The sequence below is a fragment of the Blautia sp. HCN-20427 genome (assembly GCF_037890365.1).
Classification (GTDB): Bacteria; Bacillota; Clostridia; order Lachnospirales; family Lachnospiraceae; genus Blautia.
This window is the reverse complement of record NZ_JBBKBX010000005.1, coordinates 131,881-151,163: the sequence shown is the minus strand read 5'-3', so window position 1 is coordinate 151,163 and position 19,283 is coordinate 131,881. Positions and strand designations below refer to the sequence as shown.

Genomic DNA, 19,283 nt, shown 5'->3' with positions numbered 1-19,283 from the left:
TTTTCATGAGAGGAGACGGTATTATGCAAAACTATTCAGGGGAAGCAGGACTTCAGTATCATTTACAGATTCGCAGAGGGGACGTAGGACGGTATGTAATTTTGCCCGGTGATCCCAAGCGATGTGAGAAAATCGCAAAATATCTGGACAATCCTGTACTCATTGCAGACAGCCGGGAATACAAGACGTATACCGGATATCTGGACGGAGAAAAAGTCAGTGTGACTTCCACGGGAATCGGCGGGCCTTCGGCGTCTATTGCTCTGGAGGAACTGGTGCAATGCGGCGCGGACACCTTTGTCCGTGTGGGAACCTGCGGAGGTATGGATACAGAAGTAAAGGGCGGCGACCTTGTGATTGCCACAGGCGCTATCCGTATGGAGGGAACCAGCAAGGAATATGCGCCCATTGAATATCCGGCAGTACCTAATCTGCAGGTAACAAACGCACTGGTGGAGGCGGCCGGACGCTGCGGCTGTACTTACCACACAGGTGTGGTGGAGTGCAAAGATGCGTTTTACGGACAGCACGAGCCGGAGACAAAGCCGGTGAGTTATGAACTGCTGAACAAGTGGGAAGCCTGGCTGCGCATGGGCTGTAAAGCCTCAGAAATGGAATCCGCTGCACTGTTTATTGTGGGAAATTATCTGAAAGTGCGAGTGGGAACAGACCTGCTGGTGATAGGAAACCAGGAGAGAGAAAAGCAGGGGCTTGAGAACCCCATTGTACATGACACGGAAACCGCGATTCGCGTAGCAGTAGAGGGAATTCGTCTGCTGATTCAGAAAGACAGGGAAAGTGTATGACAGAACAGGAAAAAAGAACCTTAGTGAATCGGGCTTTGGAGGCCAGAACCTTTGCGTATGCCCCTTATTCTCATTTTCAGGTAGGGGCGGCGCTGCTGACAAAGGAGGGACAGATTTTTACCGGCTGCAATATTGAAAATGCTGCTTACAGTCCTACCAACTGTGCGGAACGGACTGCAGTTTTTAAGGCGGTTTCTGAGGGAGTCAGAGCGTTTGCTGCCATTGCCATTGTGGGCGGTATGGAAGGGAGAGAACCAACAGACTTGACAGCGCCCTGCGGTGTATGCAGACAGGTGTTTATGGAATTTTGCGAGCCAAAAGAGTTTCGGATTCTTTTGGGAAAAGGCGACAAAACATGGGAAGAATATACTTTAGAGGAGTTGCTTCCCCTGGGATTTTCGGGAAAAAATCTGGAAATGCCGGAAGAGGAAAGGGACAGAAATCACGCATAAACTTGGAACCATACAGAAAGGAAGGTTGCATATGAAGTATCGGAGAATTTTTACCATTGTACTGGATTCCCTGGGAATCGGGGCTATGCCGGATTCTGAAAAATACGGAGATATCAGGGTGGACACTTTAGGGCATATTGCAGAGAAAAAAGAGAATTTTCGGATTCCAAATCTGCAGAAACTGGGCATTGCCAATCTTCATAAACTGAAGAATATTCCGGAAGCGGAACGTCCAATGGCCTGCTATATGAAACTGCAGGAGAGAAGCTGCGGCAAGGATACCATGACGGGACACTGGGAAATGATGGGGCTGCATGTGACAAAACCATTCAAAACTTTTACGGAAAACGGCTTTCCACCGGAGCTCATCCGGGAACTGGAACAGCGTACAGGCAGAACCATTATTGGAAACAAAAGCGCCAGCGGAACAGAAATCTTAGAAGAACTGGCAGAGCAGGAAATCCGGGAAGGAAAACTGATTGTGTACACTTCTGCAGATTCGGTTCTCCAAATCTGCGGCAATGAAGAAACCATGGGACTGGAAACCCTGTACCATTACTGTGAAATCGCCAGAGAACTGACCATGCGGGATGAGTGGAAGGTGGGACGCGTCATTGCAAGACCCTATACCGGAAAGAAAAAAGGAGCGTTTAAGCGGACGGCAAACCGCCATGACTATGCTTTAAAACCCTATGGAAAAACGGCGCTGGACAGCTTAAAAGAAGCCGGACTTTCCGTGATTTCCGTGGGAAAGATTTACGATATTTTTGACGGACAGGGGCTGACAGAATCCAATAAATCTCAAAGCTCGGTACACGGCATGGAACAGACCACAGACCTTGCGAAAAGAGACTTTACAGGGCTGTGTTTTACCAATTTGGTGGATTTTGATGCTCTGTGGGGACACAGAAGAAATGTCCAGGGATATGCAGAGGAACTGGAGCGTTTTGATGAAAAGCTGGGTGTGCTGCTTTCTGTGCTGCGGGAAGATGATTTGCTGATTCTCACTGCTGACCATGGCAATGACCCGACGTATACAGGAACAGACCACACCAGAGAACAGGTGCCGTTTCTGGCCTATTCTCCTTCTATGAAGGAGGGGAAAAATCTGGGGGTCAGTGATACGTTTGCCGTAATTGGCGCTACCATTGCAGACAATTTCTGCGTAGCAATGCCGGAAGGAACCATTGGTACTTCCCTGTTAAAAGAACTTCTGTAAAAGGACAAAAGGAGAAGCTTACATGGAAAAAAGAGAACTATTAAGCAGACTGGACCATACATTGTTAAAACAGACAGCCACCTGGGAAGAAATTCGCAGGATTTGTGAAGAAGGAATGAAATATCAGACCGCGTCGGTGTGTATTCCGCCCTGCTATGTAAAAAGGGCAAAGGAGTACGTGCAGGACAAAGTAAACATCTGCACGGTTATTGGATTTCCCAATGGAAATACCACAACGGCTGTAAAGGTTTTGGAAACCAGAGATGCCGTGGAGAACGGTGCAGATGAAATAGATATGGTGATCAATCTGGGCATGGTAAAGGAACGGGATTATGACCGGGTGCTGGAGGAAATCCAGGCTGTGAAGCAGGCCTGCGGCGGGAAAGTTTTAAAGGTGATTATAGAAACCTGTCTGCTCACAGAAGACGAAAAGCTGGAAATGTGCCGTGTAGTCACCCGGTCCGGTGCAGAATACATTAAGACATCCACGGGTTTTTCCACAGGCGGCGCTACTTTTGCAGATGTAGAGCTGATGCGAAAACATGTGGGAGAGCAGGTGAAGGTGAAAGCAGCCGGAGGAATTTCTTCTGTGGAAGATGCGGAGAAATTTCTGGATTTGGGTGCAGACCGTCTGGGTACCAGCAGACTGATAACCTTGTTGGAAACATAAAATTTGTTTTTCTGAAAAAACTGCTTGACTTAGAGTGAACTTCAAGGAGTATGCTGTCCTAAGAAGAGCAGACAGGAGGACAAAAGAGATGATATATAAAGAATTTCAGGACTTAAAACTTTCTTCCCTGGGGTTTGGCGCTATGCGCCTGCCCACACTGGGAGACCAGCCGGATGCAGCCATTGACGAAGAAAGAACTGCGGGAATGATTGCCCGCGCTATAGAGAACGGTGTGAATTATTTTGATACGGCTTACGGTTATCACAATGGACAGTCAGAAGTGGTTATGGGAAAACTGCTGCGCAAATATCCAAGAGACAGCTACTGTCTGGCCAGTAAATTTCCGGGCTATGATTTGTCCAATATGAACAAGGTGGAGGAAATTTTTGAAGAGCAGCTGAAAAAATGCGGCGTGGAGTATTTTGATTTTTACCTTTTGCACAATGTGTATGAGAAAAACATAGATGCCTATCTGAATCCTGAATATGGGATTCTGGAATATCTGCTGCAGCAGAAGAAAGCAGGCAGAATCCGTCATCTGGGCTTTTCGGCACATGCCAGATATGAGACACTGGAGCACTTTCTGAAAGCCTGCGGAGAGCATATGGAATTCTGCCAGATTCAGTTAAACTATCTGGACTGGAAACTGCAGGACGCAAAAGCCAAGGTAGAGCTTTTAAATGCGTATCATATGCCTGTCTGGGTCATGGAACCTTTAAGAGGAGGACGTCTGGCACAGCTTTCAGAGGAAAATACAGAAAAGCTGAAAACGCTTCGTCCGGAGGAAGAAATTCCGGCATGGGCTTTCCGCTTCCTTCAGAGCGTACCTGGTGTGACTGTGGTTTTATCCGGAATGTCGAACATGGAGCAGATGGAGAAAAATATCTACACTTATGAGGAGGATAAACCTTTAAGTGAAGGGGAACAGAAGGTGCTGGCAGAGGTGACAGACAGTATGCTGGACACGCTCCCCTGTACAGCCTGTCGTTATTGTGTAACGCACTGCCCCAAAGGACTGGACATTCCTACCTTGCTTTCCATGTATAATGAAATGCGTTTTGCCAATAACATCATTGTCCAGATGGCGGCGGATGCCCTGGAAGAAGAGAAGCGTCCGGCGGCCTGTATCGGCTGTAAAAGCTGTGAGGCAGTTTGTCCTCAGATGCTGCAGATTTCTCATGCCATGAAAGATTTTGCCGAGAAACTGAAGCAGCCTGCAGGACTTTAAGAAAGGATGGAAGTGTATGACCATTGCGGAAGCCAGTAAAAAATACGATATTTCAGCGGATACCCTGCGGTATTATGAGAGAATCGGTCTGATTCCTCCGGTTCCCAGAACCAAAAGCGGAATTCGCGACTATGACGAAGCCTCCTGCGGCTGGATACAGCTTATGAAGTGTATGCGGAAGGCCGGAGTGCAAATCGAAGCACTGATTGAGTATGTGGCGCTTTACCAGCAGGGCGAAGAAACGGCCCGTGCCAGAAAAGCCATTTTAGAGGAGCAGAGAGAGCAGTTGCGTATGCGTCTGGAAGAGATGCAGGAATCTTTGCATCTGTTGGATAAAAAAATTCAGCATTATGAAGAGACTGTCTGTGCGGCAGAGGAAAATTTAAGAAAGATAGAGAAGGAGAGAGGCTGAGAAGGCCTCTTTTCTGTCTTTGCAAAGTATTTTTTACATGGTATAATGCAGAAAATACCAGTAAAAAGGGGGAAAAACAACATGAAAACATGGAGAGAAATCGCAGAACTTACAGGCTTTTCCGGGGAAGCCTTACAGGAATTAGAAGAAACAGAAAAGCAGGCAAGGGGAAACCTGTCAAAGGACGGAAACCTGCAGCAGATATTGAAAAATCTCACAGACCCCTTTTGCTGGGAGGATGCAAGAAAAGGTTTGAAGAACTTGCTGCAGACAGATAAGAAAGGCATGAACATGTTGCTCTGCATGCTGACAGCCTGTGGGTATACCTATGAAAAATATGAAAATCTGGGAATTTCAGAAGAAATTTTTGCAGAAACTATGAAGTGCTTTTGGCGCTTTGTACAGGAACATCAGGTCAGCTATGGCTGTTATGGATTTGACCGGGATTTCTGGACAGGCAGACAGCTTTCTCTGCAGTTGTTCCGCTTGGGAGAACTGGAGTATGAGATGTGCACACAGAAGGAAAAAAAGACCATTGCGGTACATATTCCCTCGGATGCGGACATCAGCAGTGAGAAAGTACAGGAATCTTTACACCAGACCCGGGAATTTTTTGAAAGGTACTATCCAAATTACAGACAGGCGCCGTATACCTGTGAATCCTGGCTTTTAAGTCCTGCTTTAAAGGATTTACTGCCTCCGAATTCCCGAATTTTAAACTTTCAGGCGCTTTTTGAAGTGGATAAAGTGCATTGGGAATCAGATGCAGTGCTGGAATGGGTTTTCCAGAAAAGGGGGAATTCCCTGGAGGAACTGCCGGAAGATACTTCTTTGCAGAGAAAAATGAAAGCCTATCTTTTGGACGGGGGAAAAGTAGGAGAAGCTTTTGGATACCTGAAAGCATAGAAAACAGGAGAAAAAGAAAACTGGACTGCTTAAAAATAAATAAACTGGTTATTTTAACAAGGACAGTTTTGGTTTAAGATGCATATCAATCACAAAAGAAAGGGAGAGATTGGAAATGGTAAATGAGAGATATGCATTAAATAAGCAGTTGGCACAGATGTTAAAAGGCGGAGTAATTATGGACGTCACCACTCCGGAACAGGCAAAGATTGCAGAAGAAGCGGGAGCCTGCGCTGTTATGGCCCTGGAGAGGATTCCGGCTGATATACGGGCTGCAGGCGGCGTGGCCAGAATGAGTGACCCGAAAATGATAAAGGGTATTCAGGAAGCGGTGTCCATTCCGGTTATGGCGAAATGCAGAATCGGTCATTTCGCGGAAGCACAGATACTGGAAGCCATTGAAATTGATTACATAGATGAGAGTGAAGTCCTCTCTCCGGCAGACGATGTCTACCACATTGACAAACGGAAATTTCAGGTACCCTTTGTCTGCGGTGCAAAAGATTTGGGCGAAGCCCTTCGGAGAATTCAGGAGGGCGCTTCTATGATTCGAACAAAAGGAGAACCGGGAACGGGAGATGTAGTGCAGGCCGTGCGCCATATGCGGAAAATGAACCAGGAGATTGCAAAAATTGGGGCTATGAAGGAAGCGGAACTCTTTGAAGAGGCCAAGAATCTGCGGGTACCCTACGAACTGGTCGCTTATGTACATGAGCACAGACGTCTTCCGGTCGTAAACTTTGCTGCAGGCGGCGTAGCCACTCCGGCGGACGCGGCTCTGATGATGCAGCTGGGTGCAGAGGGAGTCTTTGTAGGCTCCGGTATTTTTAAATCCGGGAATCCGAAGAAACGCGCGGCAGCCATTGTAAAAGCAGTGACCAATTATCAGGACAGCAAACTGCTGGCAGAACTGTCAGAGGATTTAGGGGAAGCCATGGTGGGAATCAATGAGCAGGAAATACAGCTTCTTATGGCAGAGAGGGGAAAATAGGATGAAAATCGGAATACTTGCAGTGCAGGGCGCGTTTCTGGAACACCGAAAAAAGCTGGAAGCCCTTGGCGCACAATGCGTGGAAATTCGTCAGAAAGGTGACTTGCAGGAAGCCTTTGACGGTCTGGTTCTGCCGGGCGGGGAAAGCACAGTACAGGGAAAACTTCTGCGGGAACTGGATATCTTTGAGGGCCTGAAAGAGCGGATTATCCGGGGAATACCTGTGCTTGCCACCTGCGCGGGGCTGATTCTGCTGGCCGAAGCGTGTGTAAACGACCCTCATGTATATTTCGGTACCCTTCCCGTAACGGTAAAGCGAAATGCATATGGCAGACAGCTTGGCAGCTTTCACACAATACAGGAAATGAAAGGAATCGGCACAGTGCCTATGACCTTCATTCGTGCTCCCTATGTGGAAAAAGCAGACCCGGCTGTAGAGATTCTCGCCCGGGCAGAGGGAAAAATCGTGGCGGTCCGGTACGGCAGACAGTATGGGCTGGCCTTTCATCCCGAACTGGATACAGATAACAGGATTCATGAACTATTTTTAAAGGAGTGCAGAAAATGACACTGACACAGTTGCATTATCTGATTACCATAGCGGAAACAAAATCATTGAACAAAGCGGCAGAGCTTTTATACGTTTCACAGCCTTCGCTGACCAATGCCATGAAGGAACTGGAAAAGGAACTGGGACTGGTGCTTCTCTACCGGGGCGGCAAAGGCGTGGCGCTGACCAATGACGGTGCGGAATTTTTGCTTCACGCAAAAGAAATTTATGATCAATATGAAGCGGTGGTACAGAAATATAGCAAAAACGGAAGCTACCGAAAAAAATTCGGAGTTTCTACCCAACATTATTCCTTTGCGGTGAAAGCATTTGTGGATATGGCAAAAGAATTTGATATGTCGAAATACGAGTTTGCAATCCGGGAAACTGAGACCAGAAAGGTGCTCAGTGACGTCAGCACCTTGCGAAGCGAAATCGGCGTCCTCTATCTTTCTGACTTTAACCGGAAAGCTATGGAAAAAATGATGAAAACCGCAAGCCTGGAATTTCATCCTCTGATTTCCTGCGGGGCTTATGTATACCTGTGGAAACAGCATCCTCTGGCAAAGGAAACCTCCATAAGGTTTGAGCAGCTCAGCGGCTATCCCTGTCTGTCTTTTGAACAGGGAGAAAACAGTTCCTTCTATTTTGCGGAAGAAATTCTTTCTACCAATGAATATGCCCAAATTATCAAAGCCAATGACCGGGCTACCATGCTGAATCTCATGGTGGGGCTCAACGGTTACACCCTCTGCTCCGGGATTATCTGCGAAGAATTAAACGGCAGTGATTATGTGGCTGTTCCCTTTGAAGGGGACGAAGAAGACCAGGACAGTGTTATGGAAATCGGCTATATTACAAGAAAAAACATGGTGCTCAGTGAAATGGGGGAAACGTATATAGAAGCCATTAAGAAATATTTGAATATAGAATAATACAGAATACATACAAAAAAGGAGTCCTACAAAAAAGGACAGTTCCAAACCTCAGGACAGAGGTGGAACTGTCTTTTTTTGCCTATAAATAGAAACTATTACGCATAATGTATATTTTCTATTTGACGAATGGGTTTTTCTGTGGTATCCTTTCAAATATCATATTTCCTAGCAATTTACTATGAAAACTAGGATAAAGAAAGGTGGACAGCAGATGGGAGAAAAAACACCGGATTTGCTTATTATCGGCAGCGGACCGGCAGGACTGACGGCAGGAATTTATGCCAGAAGAGCCAATCTGACCGTGCAGATAGTGGAGAAGGAATACAGAGGAACCGGACAGATTGCAGACAGTGGCCGGGTGGACAATTACCCGGGACTTCCGGGAATTGGGGGATACGAACTGGGAGAGCAGTTTCGGGGCCACGCCGAAAAGTGTGGGGTTTCTTTTACAGAAGGAGAAGCCGGAAAGCTTTGGCGTGAGGAAGGTAAGTGGAAATGCCGCCTGGAGGATGGAAGAGTTCTGGAAGCCAGAGCCATAATCTATGCAGCCGGTACGGTACACAGGCAGCTGCGCATACCGGGAGAACAGCAGTTTTTCGGAAAAGGAGTTCACGTCTGTGCATGGTGTGACGGAGCTTTTTATAAAGACCGGGTGGCAGCAGTCATTGGCGGCGGAGACAGTGCCGTAGACGCAGCTCTGTATCTGGCGGGAATCTGTAAAAAGGTGCTGCTCATTCACCGAAGAGAAGACTTCCGGGCTGCTAAGTCCTCCCTCCTTCAGGCAGAAGCAGAAGAAAACATAGAAATTCTCAGAAATACCGTGGTCAGCAAAATAGAGGGAACCCACAAGGCAGAGGCCATATGGACGCAGGATAACAGACGGCTTCCGGTGGACGGTATTTTTGTAGAAATCGGCCAGATACCACGCACAGAGATTCTGAGGGAGCTTGCCGTGACAGACGAGAACGGGTACATACAGGCAGACGAAACAGGGAGAACAGCTTTGAAAGGATTTTACGGAGCCGGAGATGTGCGGACAAAAAGCCTGCGCCAGGTGATTACGGCAGCGGCAGACGGAGCCAATGCAGCCGTTCTGGCGGCAGAAGATTTGAGACGAACAACAGAGAAAGAGGTATAAACATGCAGGAATTAAATCTGAAGACATTTGAAGAGAAAATCCAATCCGGGGAAGAAACCGTGGTTCTTTTTTACTCCCCTACCTGCGCTCATTGTAAAAGGACAGAGACAGGGATAGAAGAACTGGAGACGGAAGGAGTACAGACATTTTTCGGAAAAGTGGACATTACGGCGGAGCCGGAACTGGCCTCCCGGTGGGATATACAGGTACTGCCAACCCTTTTGTTTTTCCGGAATGGAGCGGTGAAAGACAAAAAAACAGGTTTTACACATAAATTAATCATAAATGAAGCAATCAAAAAATTGAGTGAGTAAACGGAGGTAGATAAAGATGGGTTATCCAAGTGTGTTCCCTACAGGGACAATTTTATACGATAAAGAAAAAGCATGGAACGGGTATACAATCTTCCCTTCCGGAAGAGGCGCTTTGCTGCTTGATATGAACGGCAATGAAGTACAACGCTGGGCAGGTCTTGGGGGCTTCCCAAATAAGATTCTTCCCGGAGGATATGTTATGGGAACCACAGGAACACGTTCCGGAAAATATGCTTATCAGGACCAGATAGATTTGGTACAGGTGGACTGGGAGGGCAAAATTGTGTGGAAATTCCGCAACACGGAGCTGATTGCAGACCCAGGCATGGAAGAACCGGAATATCAGGCAAGACAGCATCACGACTATCAGAGAGAAGGTTCCTCTGTGGGCTATTATTATCCTGGTGGAGAGCCCAGGACAGACGGCGGGAACACCCTTATTTTGACCCATGAAAACGTATACAACCACGAGATTTCAGATAAAAGACTCATTGACGACAAGATTATTGAAGTGGACTGGGAAGGGAATATTCTGTGGAGCTGGAGAGCCAGCGACCATTTTGAAGAAATGGGCTTTGACGAAGCCGCCAAAAACGTTTTGTTCCGCAATCCGGGGCTTCATGAAGAAGCAGGAGGTGACTGGCTGCACATTAACAGTATGTCAACGCTGGGAGAAAATAAATGGTACGACGCGGGAGATGAACGCTTTCATCCGGACAATATTATTTTTGATGCCAGAAATGCCAATATTCTTGGAATTATCAGCAAGGCGACAGGAGAGGTTGTCTGGAGACTGGGACCGGATTTTAACGAAAGCGAAGCAACCAGAAAACTGGGCTGGATTATCGGGCAGCACCATCTGCACATGATACCAAAAGGTCTTCCGGGAGAAGGAGACTTGCTGGTGTTTGACAACGGCGGGGAAGGCGGTTACGGAAATCCAAATCCCGGTGCGGTAACCGGTGTGAATCATGCCAGAAGAGATTATTCCCGTGTGTTGCAGTTCAATCCGGTCACACTGGAGATTACCTGGCAGTATACGCCTTTGGAAGCGGGATTTCTGCTGTTTACCGATGCTTCCAAGTTTTACAGCTCCTATATCAGCTCCGCACAGAGACTGCCAAACGGAAATACATTGATTACAGAAGGCTCGGACGGACGAATCCTGGAAGTTACTCCGGAACATGAAATTGTATGGGAATATATCAATCCTTATTTCAATAAGCTGGCAGGAAATTTTACCAACAATATGGTTTACCGTGCTTACCGAGTGCCTTATGAGTGGATTCCCCAGTTGGAAAAACCGGAGGAAACGTCTATTCTGCCTCTGGATGTGGAGACTTTCCGGGTGCCGGGTTCACCTGTGGGAAAAGATAATGGGAAAGTAACCATTGTGGAAGGCGTAGACCCTAATAAAAATCCGAAAACAGGCAGTAAGGATGAGGAAGACGAGGATGAGAGAATTGATTTTTGCGTAGCTTCTATTAAAAAGAGTGATTTGACGAAAAAGAAGGAGTAGGGTATGAAGAAGAAAGCATTGGTTTTTATTTTGACAGGAGCAGCAGTACTGTCTCTTTCAGGCTGCGGTGGCACAGAGCAAAAGGTTTCCGGAAGCGGACTGACCACAGTCCGCGCCGCTGTGATGACAAACGGTGCGCAGCACTGGATTGCAGCTGTGGGAGAGGAAGAAGGTATTTTTCAAAAGTATGGGATAAAACTGGAAACATCAGAATTTGCAGCAGGTATTAATACGGTGGATGCCGTTGTAACCGGACAGGCAGATGTGGGAAATCTGGCAGACTACGCGCTGGTAAACCGCATGGGAAGTACACAGGATAAAAATCTTCTTATTCTCAGCCGCATCAGTTCCGGAACCGGGGGCGCCCTTTACGTAGACGGCAGTAAGGTAAAAAGCCTGGAAGACCTGGCAGGACAGCCCTTTGCCACACAGCCGGGAACGGTATGGGACTTCTGGAATGCGAAAACTTATGAAAAAGCAGGCATAGGGGAAACAGAACAAAAACTGGTCAAAGTGGACAGTGCAGCTTCGGCGGTGGCTTTGATGACAACAGGAAAGGCAGCGGCCTTCTGGGCAAGCGGCGCGAATGCGGCAAAGCTGGAGGAAGGCGGACTTGAAAAACTTCTGACGCTGAAGGATTTGGGCCTTACAGTGGATTCCTATTATATTACCACGGCTTCTTTTATCAAAGAGCATGAGGATGTGGCGGAAAACTATCTGAAGGCTTCTAAAGAAACGGTTGACTGGATATATTCCCATGAGGAGGAAGCGGCGGAAGTGGTTTCGGACAAGCTGGGAACATCAAAGGAACAGTTTCTGTCAGAACTTCAGGATACCAATCTGACCATAGACTATTCTGAAGAAACCAAAAAACATTTGGAGGACATAAAAGCCTGGGCAGTTGCAAAGGGGGATTTTGACGACTATGAACTGTCAGATTTTACAGATTTAGAGCCCCTTCGGGCAGCGCTGCCTGACGCCGAAGCAGCGGAAGAATAAGAAAAGCAATGGGAGGAAACAGGTATGTATATTACATTTGAGCATGTTCATAAAAACTTTGGAGATTTCAAAGCCTCTGATGACGTGTCCTTTGGAATCGAAAAAGGAAAGCTGGTGGCCCTTCTGGGACCCAGCGGAAGCGGAAAAACAACGCTTCTGCGTATGCTTGCCGGATTGGAGAGGCAGGATAGCGGCAACATTTCTATTAACGGGAGGGTTGTCAATGACCTTTCCGTACAGGAAAGAGAAATCGGCTTTGTGTTTCAAAATTATGCATTGTTTCCTTATTATACAGTATACGATAACATTGCTTACGGCATGAAGATTCGCAAAAAAGGGAAAAAGGAAATCAAAACGAAAGTAAAGGAACTGTTGGAGCTTGTAGGACTGCCGGGACTGGAAGACCGCTATCCCAATCAGCTTTCCGGCGGTCAAAGACAGAGGGTGGCTTTTGCCAGGGCTCTGGCCGTAGACCCACAGGTGCTGCTTTTGGACGAACCCTTTGCAGCCATTGACGCCAAGGTACGCAAGGAGCTGCGCCGCTGGTTGAAAGAAATGGTGGAAAAGGTAGGCATTACCAGTATTTTTGTAACCCATGACCAGGACGAGGCTGTGGAGGTGGCAGATGAAATCCTTGTCACCAATGCGGGAAGAGTGGAGCAGATGGGGACTCCCATGGAGATTTACAGAAACCCGCAGACGCCGTTTGTAGCACAGTTTATCGGAGAATCCGTGCTTTTAACGGAGTTTCAGTATGCAAGGCTGAAAGGCTTTTCCCCTTACGAAAATGCTCCCAATGCGGCCATTCGGCCGGAATTTGTAAAGGTCATTCCAAGAGGCGAAAATCCGCCTTATCCCAGTGTATACCAGGAAGGAAGGGTGGAAGACGCAGCCTTTGGAGGAACCTCTGTGGAACTCTCCATTCGCGTGGGCAATCTGACATTAAAGGCAAGAAAGCCCATAGACGAAGGAATCATCAAAAAGGGAGATTTGGTTCAGGTCATGGTATCCCGTCTTTATGTATTTGACCAACAGACAGCCTATACGCTGGTAAACGCTGCTCTGGACAGCAGAGATATGTACTATATTTAAGGAATTTAAGGAGGAATCTGTATGCAGAAGAAAAAAAATGCAGCAAAAGGAGTGGCTGCGAAGATACTGGGAAGCGGTGTGCTGACATGGGTGCTGCTTCTTGCCATTTGGAAAGCAGGTTCGCTTTTTTATCCCCCGGAATTTCTGCCAGGTCCCCTGGAGACCTGGAAAGGAGCTTTTTCTCTGATTTCAGACGGTACACTGGCCGGGGATGTCTGGGTGAGTCTGGGACGTGTACTGAAGGGCTGGGTTTTAGGCGTGGTATTTGCTGTTCCTGTGGGATTGTGCGTGGGCTGCTTTCCCTGGGCAGGCAGAATTTTTGAACCTTTTTTAAATTTCTTCCGGTTTGTTCCTGCCATTGGTTTTATCACCCTGTTTCTGCTGTGGTTCGGAGTGGGAGAGACTTCTAAGGTAGCGCTGATATTTTATGCGGTTATTTTTCCTGTAATGGTCAACACCATAGCCGGGGTACGGTCCGTGGATACCGCATTGCTGGAAGCTGCCGAGTCCCTGGGAGCAAGACGGGCCAAAACCTTTTTTACCGTCATTCTCCCTTCGGCAGTGCCCCATATTTTTACCGGTATCCGTCTGGGACTGGGAAGCGCTATTATCTGTATTGCAGCAGCAGAAATGCTGGCAGCTTCGGAAGGGGTGGGCTATTTGATTTATACATCCCGTTTGTATTACCGCACAGATTGGATTTTTACGGGGATTTTCACCCTGGGGCTCATGGGATTGGCTGCGGATAAACTGCTCCGTATATTGGGAAAGCGGTTTTTATCCAGGTTCGGGGTGCGCTGAAAATCCCTTCTTTTCTGATTATCTGAAATTTTTCAGCGCTTCTTCAATAGAACGGCTCATTTCATTTGAAAAGTCAGAATGGTATTTTCGTTTGCAGAAACGCTGTATCCATTCTTCAAAGGAAAGTGTGCCGGTGGCTGTATTCAGACAGGCTTTCAGTGTTGTTTCGTCTGCTCTGTGATAACGGTTTTCCTGTACAATGAAATCCAGCGGCGCTCTTTTGGGCTTTTGGCGGTCTGCCTGCTGCTGTGTGGGGTAACCGAAGACCACCATAATTGCAGGAAAAACATAAGGCGGCAGATTTAGAAGTTCCCGGTGCTTTTCGTAGTGTTCCATAATATCTCCGATGTAACAGGAGCCAATTCCCAGACTTTCGGCAGCAGTCACTGCATTTTGTGCCGCAATGGCGGCATCCTGAACGGCCAGCAGAAATTCTCCTGCAGCAGGCTTTCTGGGAGAACAGCCAAAGAACGAAAAGGCATCATACCATTTTTGATAATCTGCGCAGAAAATCAGCACCATTTTGGCTTTGGCAATAAAAGGCTGGTGGTCGCAGGTTTCGGCAAGAATCTCTTTCAGCCGCTGGTCTGTGATATCCAGAATGGTGTACATTTGTTGGTTCCCCGCTGTGGGGGCCTGGGTGGCAGCAGTGAGAATCTGCTGCTTCTCTTTTGGGGAAATTTCCCGGTCGGTAAAGACGCGGACTGATTTGCGGCTGTGTAAACTTTCCAGAATCGTATTCATACGTTCAAATCCTCCTTATATGTCCGGATATTTCAGAAAAAATTGCCGGATAAATAAATTCAGTCTACCACACAGAAGTGACAGCGTAAAGAGAGAGACAGAAATTCCTATGTAAAATTCGTTGACAAAAATAGTCTGGTATGATATAAAAGTTAATGAAAACTAACTTCTGCAGGGATTTATGGCGGGAAGCGCCGTCTGTTAAAAAAGGCTGCCGCAATTTTGATGTGGCGGCCCTTTCTTTTGAAGACGGTAAGACAAAGCTAACCACGCAGAGGATAAAAAAACGTGTACGGAGGTTTTATGAAGAACATAAAGAGAATTTTCTGGCTGCTTTTGGGGTGTATCAGTATGGGAATCGGTGCAGTTGGCGTAGTGCTGCCTATCCTGCCTACGTTTCCCTTCCTGCTTCTGGCATTGTTTGGTTTTGCCAAAAGCTCTGCCAAAATGGAAAACTGGTTCCGTTCCACCGGGCTTTACCGGAAGCATTTGGAGCCCTTGATGGAGAAGAAAACCATGACCAGAAGGGCAAAAATTACAGTTATGCTGTCCATGACCCTGTTTATGGGAATTGGTTTCTGGTTTATGGACAGTGTGCCTGTGGGACGTGTCATTCTGGCCCTTGTCTGGCTGTTTCATATGATTTATTTCACCAAGGGAATCCGTACAGCCGCGGCCGGGGAGGTATAAATGGAGAGGAAAGACAGCGCACAGATAGAATCCAAAAGGCAGAAGGAGCAGGAAATGGTTGGAAAAATGATGGTTCTTTACTGCAAAAGCAAACATGGCAGGAAAGCATTTAAGGAGCGGGGGCTTTGCCCCCAGTGCAGGGAATTGCTGGATTATGCGGAATGGAAAATCAGAAAATGCCCCTTTATGGAGGAAAAGACCTTTTGCAGCAACTGCAGAGTGCATTGCTATAAAAAAGAAATGCGTGAGCGTATTCGCCAGGTGATGGTCTTTTCCGGCCCACGGATGCTTTTGTATGCGCCTAAGGCGGCTATCTGGCATGTGATTTGTACATTGAGAGAAAAGAGGAAAATGAAAAATGATTAAAAAACGACTGGTTCATTTGCTGGAAGATTCCAGAAAGTATATTTTCCAGAATGTCTTCTGGCAGTGGTGCGGACTGCTGTTTCAGATTCTGGCAGTTTCAGCCATGGGCATTTTACTGGAAAATCTGGTACAAGGAGAGGTCAGCACCCGGCTTTTGGCAGGAACAGCTCTGGTCTGTGTCTGTTCCATTCTGGTGCGCTTTTTCTGCGAAAAGAAGTCTGCGGAAGCATCCTTTATGGCAAGCGTGGATGTAAAGAGGATTTTAAGAGAAAAGATATACGATAAACTGACACGGCTGGGAAGCTCTTACAGGGAAAAAATTTCTACTTCAGAGGTGGTGCAGCTTTCCGCTGAGGGTGTGGAGCAGCTGGAAACGTATTTCGGAAGGTATCTTCCCCAGTTTTTCTACAGCCTTCTGGCTCCCTTAACCTTATTTGCCGTGCTGTCCTTTATAAATCTGAAGGCCAGTGTTATCCTGCTTGTCTGCGTTCCCCTGATTCCGGTTTCTATTGTGGCAGTGCAGAAATTTGCCAAAAAACTGCTGAATAAATACTGGGGAAGCTATACAGAACTGGGAGACAGCTTTTTAGAAAATCTCCAGGGCTTAACCACTCTGAAAATCTATCAGTCTGATGAAAAAAAGGCAGAGGAAATGGATAAAGAGGCAGAGCAGTTCCGCCGGATTACCATGAAGGTGCTGACGATGCAGTTGAATTCCATCAGCGTTATGGATTTGGTGGCCTACGGCGGTGCAGCGGTGGGGATGATTGTAACTGTGAGGGAATATCTGGCGGGAAATCTGGGATTTGCAGGAGCCTTTACTATCATCCTTCTGGCTTCGGAATTTTTTATTCCTCTTCGTCTGCTGGGCTCTTTTTTCCACATTGCTATGAACGGAATGGCAGCCAGCGACAAAATTTTCCGTCTGTTAGATATGACGGAGGGAGAAGCAGGCAGGGAAGAACTGCCGGAAGGCTCCCTGGATATTTCCTTTGAAAATGTGGAATTTGCGTATGAAAAGGAGAGGAAAATTCTGGATGGCATCAGTCTGCAGATTTCCGGAGGCAGTTTTGTATCCCTGGTAGGAGAATCCGGTTCCGGGAAAAGTACCATTGCCTCTTTGGTAATGGGCAGAAACAGAAACTACCGGGGGAACATTTATCTGGGAGGAAAGGCGCTGGCTGATATCAGTGAAAAAAGCCTGATGGAACACATCACCATGGTACGGCACAACAGTTATCTGTTTAAAGGAACCGTGGAAGAAAACCTTCGTATGGGGAATCCGAAAGCCGGCAAAGCGCAGATGGAAGAGGTGCTGCGAAAAGTGAATCTGTGGGATTTCCTGCAGCAGCAGGAAGGGCTTGAAACTTTGCTGTTGGAAAAGGGCAGCAATTTTTCCGGAGGACAGTGCCAGCGTCTGTGCATAGCCAGAGCGCTGCTTCATGAGACCCCGGTGTATATCTTTGATGAGGCGGCCTCCAACATTGATGTGGAGAGCGAAGAAATTATTATGGAAGTCATCCGGGAACTGGCAGAGACAAGGACGGTACTGCTGATTTCCCACAGACTGGCCAATGTAAAAAAATCAGATAGGATTTATGTCTTAAAAGACGGGAAAATTGCAGAAAAAGGAAAGCACTCAGAACTGATGGAAAAACAGGGTGTTTACGAAAACATGTATCAGACCCAGAGAAATCTGGAAAAATACGGACTGCCGAAAGAAGAAAGGGGGAAAACAGCATGAAAAGAAGAAGCGGAATTAAGGTCATGGGACAGTTGATTGGACTGGTAGTTCCTCTGCTCCATGTGATGACAGCAGCCATTTTACTGGGCGTGGCAGGGTTTCTGTGCGCCATTTTCCTCAGCATTTTAGCGGGCAGCGGACTGGTATACGGAATTATGGAAAAAAGCCTGGCAGGTCTTTCTGTGGGAAAACTGTTTGGACTTATGGCCGTATTCGCAGTCTTAAGAGGAATTCTGCACTATGCAGAGCAGGCCTGCAATCATTATATTGCTTTTAAATTGCTGGCTATTATCCGCCATAAGGTTTTTGCGGCCCTTAGAAAGCTGTGTCCTGCAAAACTGGAAGGAAAAGACAAGGGCAATCTGATTTCCATTATCACAAATGATATTGAACTTCTGGAAGTCTTTTATGCCCATACCATTTCCCCCATTGCCATCGGCTTTCTGACTTCTCTGATTATGGTGCTGTTCATTGGACATTACCATGTGTATGCGGGAATCTGGGCGCTGGTTTCCTATCTTCTGGTAGGAGTGGGAGTCCCCCTCTGGAATGGAAGAAAAGGAGCGCAGACCGGAATGGAGTTTCGGACAAAGCTGGGGGATTTAAACAGCTATGTGCTGGATTCTCTGCGGGGATTGGAGGAAACCATACAGTATGGACAGGAAGAAGAGCGGCGAAAAGGCATGGCAGAAAAGTCCATAGAACTGGGAACTCTGCAGAAAAAACTCAGCCGTATGGAGGGCAATACACGGGCGCTTACCAATCTGCTGATTCTTTTAAGCTCCTTTGGCATGCTGTTTTTCACCGTATTTTTATACACGCAGGGAAGCATGGATAAAGAAGCGGTGATTCTCTGCACGATTTCCATGATGGGTTCCTTTGGGCCTGTAGTGGCTCTGGCCAATCTGTCCAACAATCTGAATCAGACTCTGGCAAGCGGAGAGCGGGTGCTTTCTATTTTAGAAGAAACCCCGCAGGTAGAAGAGGTGACAGGGAGAAAAGAGGTGGCCTTTGGGCGGGCGCAGTGTGAACATGTGACTTTTGCCTATGAGGAGGAGGTCATATTAAAGGATTACAGCATCGCACTGGAGAAAGGCCGAATTACCGGAATCCACGGAAAAAGCGGCTCCGGAAAATCCACGCTTTTGAAGCTGTTTATGCGTTTTTGGGATGTGCAGCAGGGGCAGGTGCTGATTTCCGGGAAAAATGTAAAGGAAATCAATACGGCAAACCTGAGAGAAATGGAGTCCTATGTGACTCAGGAAACCTACCTGTTTCACGATTCCGTGGAAAACAATATCAAGGTGGCAAAACCTGACGCCACCAGAGAAGAAGTGATAAAAGCAGCAAAAAAGGCTTCTTTGCACAGTTTTATTGAAAGTCTGCCAAAGGGATATGACACCCCGGTAGGCGAATTGGGAGATACCCTTTCAGGAGGAGAACGGCAGCGTATCGGAATCGCCAGAGCTTTCCTGCATAATGCGCCGTTTTTGATGTTGGACGAACCCACCAGCAATCTGGATTCCCTAAATGAAGGGATTATCCTGAAAGCGCTGCAGGAGGAATGCAGGGAAAAGACAGTAGTGTTGGTGTCCCACCGGCAGTCCACCATGAATATTGCAGATAAAGTATATAAAATGGAAAATGGAAGATTATCCTGATAGAAAGAAAAGAGGCTGTTTCATGAGGCAGCCTCTTTTCGAA

The 19,283-nt window shown here is 47.1% G+C and carries 21 protein-coding genes; 20 read left to right on the top strand and 1 reads right to left on the bottom strand.

Annotation, left to right across the window (positions count from 1 at the left end; genetic code table 11):
* The first annotated feature begins 23 nt into the window (after positions 1 to 23).
* The 16 genes from udp to WKT17_RS04755 all read left to right on the top strand — a co-directional run bounded on the left by udp (position 24) and on the right by WKT17_RS04755 (position 14,035).
* Positions 24 to 806, top strand: a complete 783-nt coding sequence (gene udp / locus WKT17_RS04830) for a uridine phosphorylase (RefSeq protein ID WP_173747135.1) — start codon at positions 24 to 26, stop codon at positions 804 to 806.
* Positions 803 to 1,258 carry a cytidine deaminase gene (locus WKT17_RS04825; RefSeq protein WP_173747136.1) on the top strand — a complete coding sequence of 152 codons (456 nt, stop codon included), beginning with the start codon at positions 803 to 805 and terminating at the stop codon, positions 1,256 to 1,258. The genes udp and WKT17_RS04825 overlap by 4 nt, the downstream gene beginning before the upstream one ends.
* A gap of 31 nt (positions 1,259 to 1,289) precedes the next feature.
* Positions 1,290 to 2,477: a phosphopentomutase gene (locus WKT17_RS04820; protein ID WP_173747137.1), complete on the top strand. Its 1,188-nt coding sequence runs from the start codon at positions 1,290 to 1,292 to the stop codon at positions 2,475 to 2,477.
* A gap of 22 nt (positions 2,478 to 2,499) precedes the next feature.
* Positions 2,500 to 3,147: a deoxyribose-phosphate aldolase gene (gene deoC, locus WKT17_RS04815; RefSeq protein ID WP_173747138.1), complete on the top strand. Its 648-nt coding sequence runs from the start codon at positions 2,500 to 2,502 to the stop codon at positions 3,145 to 3,147.
* A gap of 88 nt (positions 3,148 to 3,235) precedes the next feature.
* The gene (locus WKT17_RS04810; protein WP_173747139.1) at positions 3,236 to 4,375 is read left to right on the top strand and encodes an aldo/keto reductase; all 1,140 of its coding nucleotides are present in this window, start codon (positions 3,236 to 3,238) and stop codon (positions 4,373 to 4,375) included.
* A gap of 16 nt (positions 4,376 to 4,391) precedes the next feature.
* On the top strand, positions 4,392 to 4,787 hold the full coding sequence (locus WKT17_RS04805; protein ID WP_173747140.1) for a MerR family transcriptional regulator: 396 nt from the start codon (positions 4,392 to 4,394) through the stop codon (positions 4,785 to 4,787).
* An 81-nt stretch (positions 4,788 to 4,868) separates the two neighbouring features.
* Complete coding sequence (locus tag WKT17_RS04800) at positions 4,869 to 5,693, top strand: acyltransferase domain-containing protein (RefSeq protein WP_173747141.1); 825 nt, start codon at positions 4,869 to 4,871, stop codon at positions 5,691 to 5,693.
* A 115-nt stretch (positions 5,694 to 5,808) separates the two neighbouring features.
* A complete protein-coding gene (gene pdxS, locus WKT17_RS04795; RefSeq protein WP_173747142.1) occupies positions 5,809 to 6,684 on the top strand; it encodes a pyridoxal 5'-phosphate synthase lyase subunit PdxS in 876 nt (291 codons plus the stop codon).
* Between the two features lies 1 nt (position 6,685).
* The gene (pdxT, locus tag WKT17_RS04790) at positions 6,686 to 7,252 is read left to right on the top strand and encodes a pyridoxal 5'-phosphate synthase glutaminase subunit PdxT (protein ID WP_173747143.1); all 567 of its coding nucleotides are present in this window, start codon (positions 6,686 to 6,688) and stop codon (positions 7,250 to 7,252) included.
* Complete coding sequence (locus tag WKT17_RS04785; RefSeq protein WP_173747144.1) at positions 7,249 to 8,169, top strand: LysR family transcriptional regulator; 921 nt, start codon at positions 7,249 to 7,251, stop codon at positions 8,167 to 8,169. Before pdxT ends, WKT17_RS04785 begins: the two co-directional genes overlap by 4 nt.
* 214 nt (positions 8,170 to 8,383) lie before the next feature.
* A complete protein-coding gene (locus tag WKT17_RS04780; protein ID WP_173747145.1) occupies positions 8,384 to 9,310 on the top strand; it encodes an NAD(P)/FAD-dependent oxidoreductase in 927 nt (308 codons plus the stop codon).
* A gap of 2 nt (positions 9,311 to 9,312) precedes the next feature.
* Entirely contained in the window at positions 9,313 to 9,624 is a 312-nt protein-coding gene (locus WKT17_RS04775) for a thioredoxin family protein (RefSeq protein ID WP_173747146.1), read from the top strand.
* A gap of 16 nt (positions 9,625 to 9,640) precedes the next feature.
* Complete coding sequence (locus tag WKT17_RS04770) at positions 9,641 to 11,143, top strand: aryl-sulfate sulfotransferase (protein ID WP_291683401.1); 1,503 nt, start codon at positions 9,641 to 9,643, stop codon at positions 11,141 to 11,143.
* 3 nt (positions 11,144 to 11,146) lie between these two features.
* A complete protein-coding gene (locus WKT17_RS04765) occupies positions 11,147 to 12,142 on the top strand; it encodes an ABC transporter substrate-binding protein (protein ID WP_291683400.1) in 996 nt (331 codons plus the stop codon).
* 24 nt (positions 12,143 to 12,166) lie between these two features.
* Positions 12,167 to 13,234, top strand: coding sequence for a sulfate/molybdate ABC transporter ATP-binding protein (locus WKT17_RS04760; RefSeq protein WP_294579038.1), 1,068 nt, complete (start codon positions 12,167 to 12,169; stop codon positions 13,232 to 13,234).
* Between the two features lie 21 nt (positions 13,235 to 13,255).
* Complete coding sequence (locus tag WKT17_RS04755; protein WP_173747150.1) at positions 13,256 to 14,035, top strand: ABC transporter permease; 780 nt, start codon at positions 13,256 to 13,258, stop codon at positions 14,033 to 14,035.
* An 18-nt stretch (positions 14,036 to 14,053) separates the two neighbouring features.
* On the opposite strand, the gene WKT17_RS04750 is transcribed toward WKT17_RS04755, so the two are convergent.
* Positions 14,054 to 14,779, bottom strand: a complete 726-nt coding sequence (locus tag WKT17_RS04750) for a nitroreductase family protein (protein WP_291683398.1) — start codon at positions 14,777 to 14,779, stop codon at positions 14,054 to 14,056.
* A gap of 303 nt (positions 14,780 to 15,082) precedes the next feature.
* Between WKT17_RS04750 and WKT17_RS04745 the strand changes: the two genes are divergently transcribed.
* The 4 genes from WKT17_RS04745 to WKT17_RS04730 are packed head-to-tail and all read left to right on the top strand — an operon-like array spanning position 15,083 to position 19,240.
* The gene (locus WKT17_RS04745; protein WP_173747152.1) at positions 15,083 to 15,469 is read left to right on the top strand and encodes a YbaN family protein; all 387 of its coding nucleotides are present in this window, start codon (positions 15,083 to 15,085) and stop codon (positions 15,467 to 15,469) included.
* On the top strand, positions 15,470 to 15,835 hold the full coding sequence (locus WKT17_RS04740) for a nitrous oxide-stimulated promoter family protein (protein ID WP_291683397.1): 366 nt from the start codon (positions 15,470 to 15,472) through the stop codon (positions 15,833 to 15,835).
* Positions 15,828 to 17,579 (top strand): ABC transporter ATP-binding protein/permease, encoded by a 1,752-nt coding sequence (locus WKT17_RS04735; RefSeq protein WP_291683396.1) that lies wholly within the window; start codon positions 15,828 to 15,830, stop codon positions 17,577 to 17,579. The genes WKT17_RS04740 and WKT17_RS04735 overlap by 8 nt, the downstream gene beginning before the upstream one ends.
* The gene (locus tag WKT17_RS04730) at positions 17,576 to 19,240 is read left to right on the top strand and encodes an amino acid ABC transporter ATP-binding/permease protein (protein ID WP_173747155.1); all 1,665 of its coding nucleotides are present in this window, start codon (positions 17,576 to 17,578) and stop codon (positions 19,238 to 19,240) included. Before WKT17_RS04735 ends, WKT17_RS04730 begins: the two co-directional genes overlap by 4 nt.
* Positions 19,241 to 19,283 lie beyond the last annotated feature (43 nt).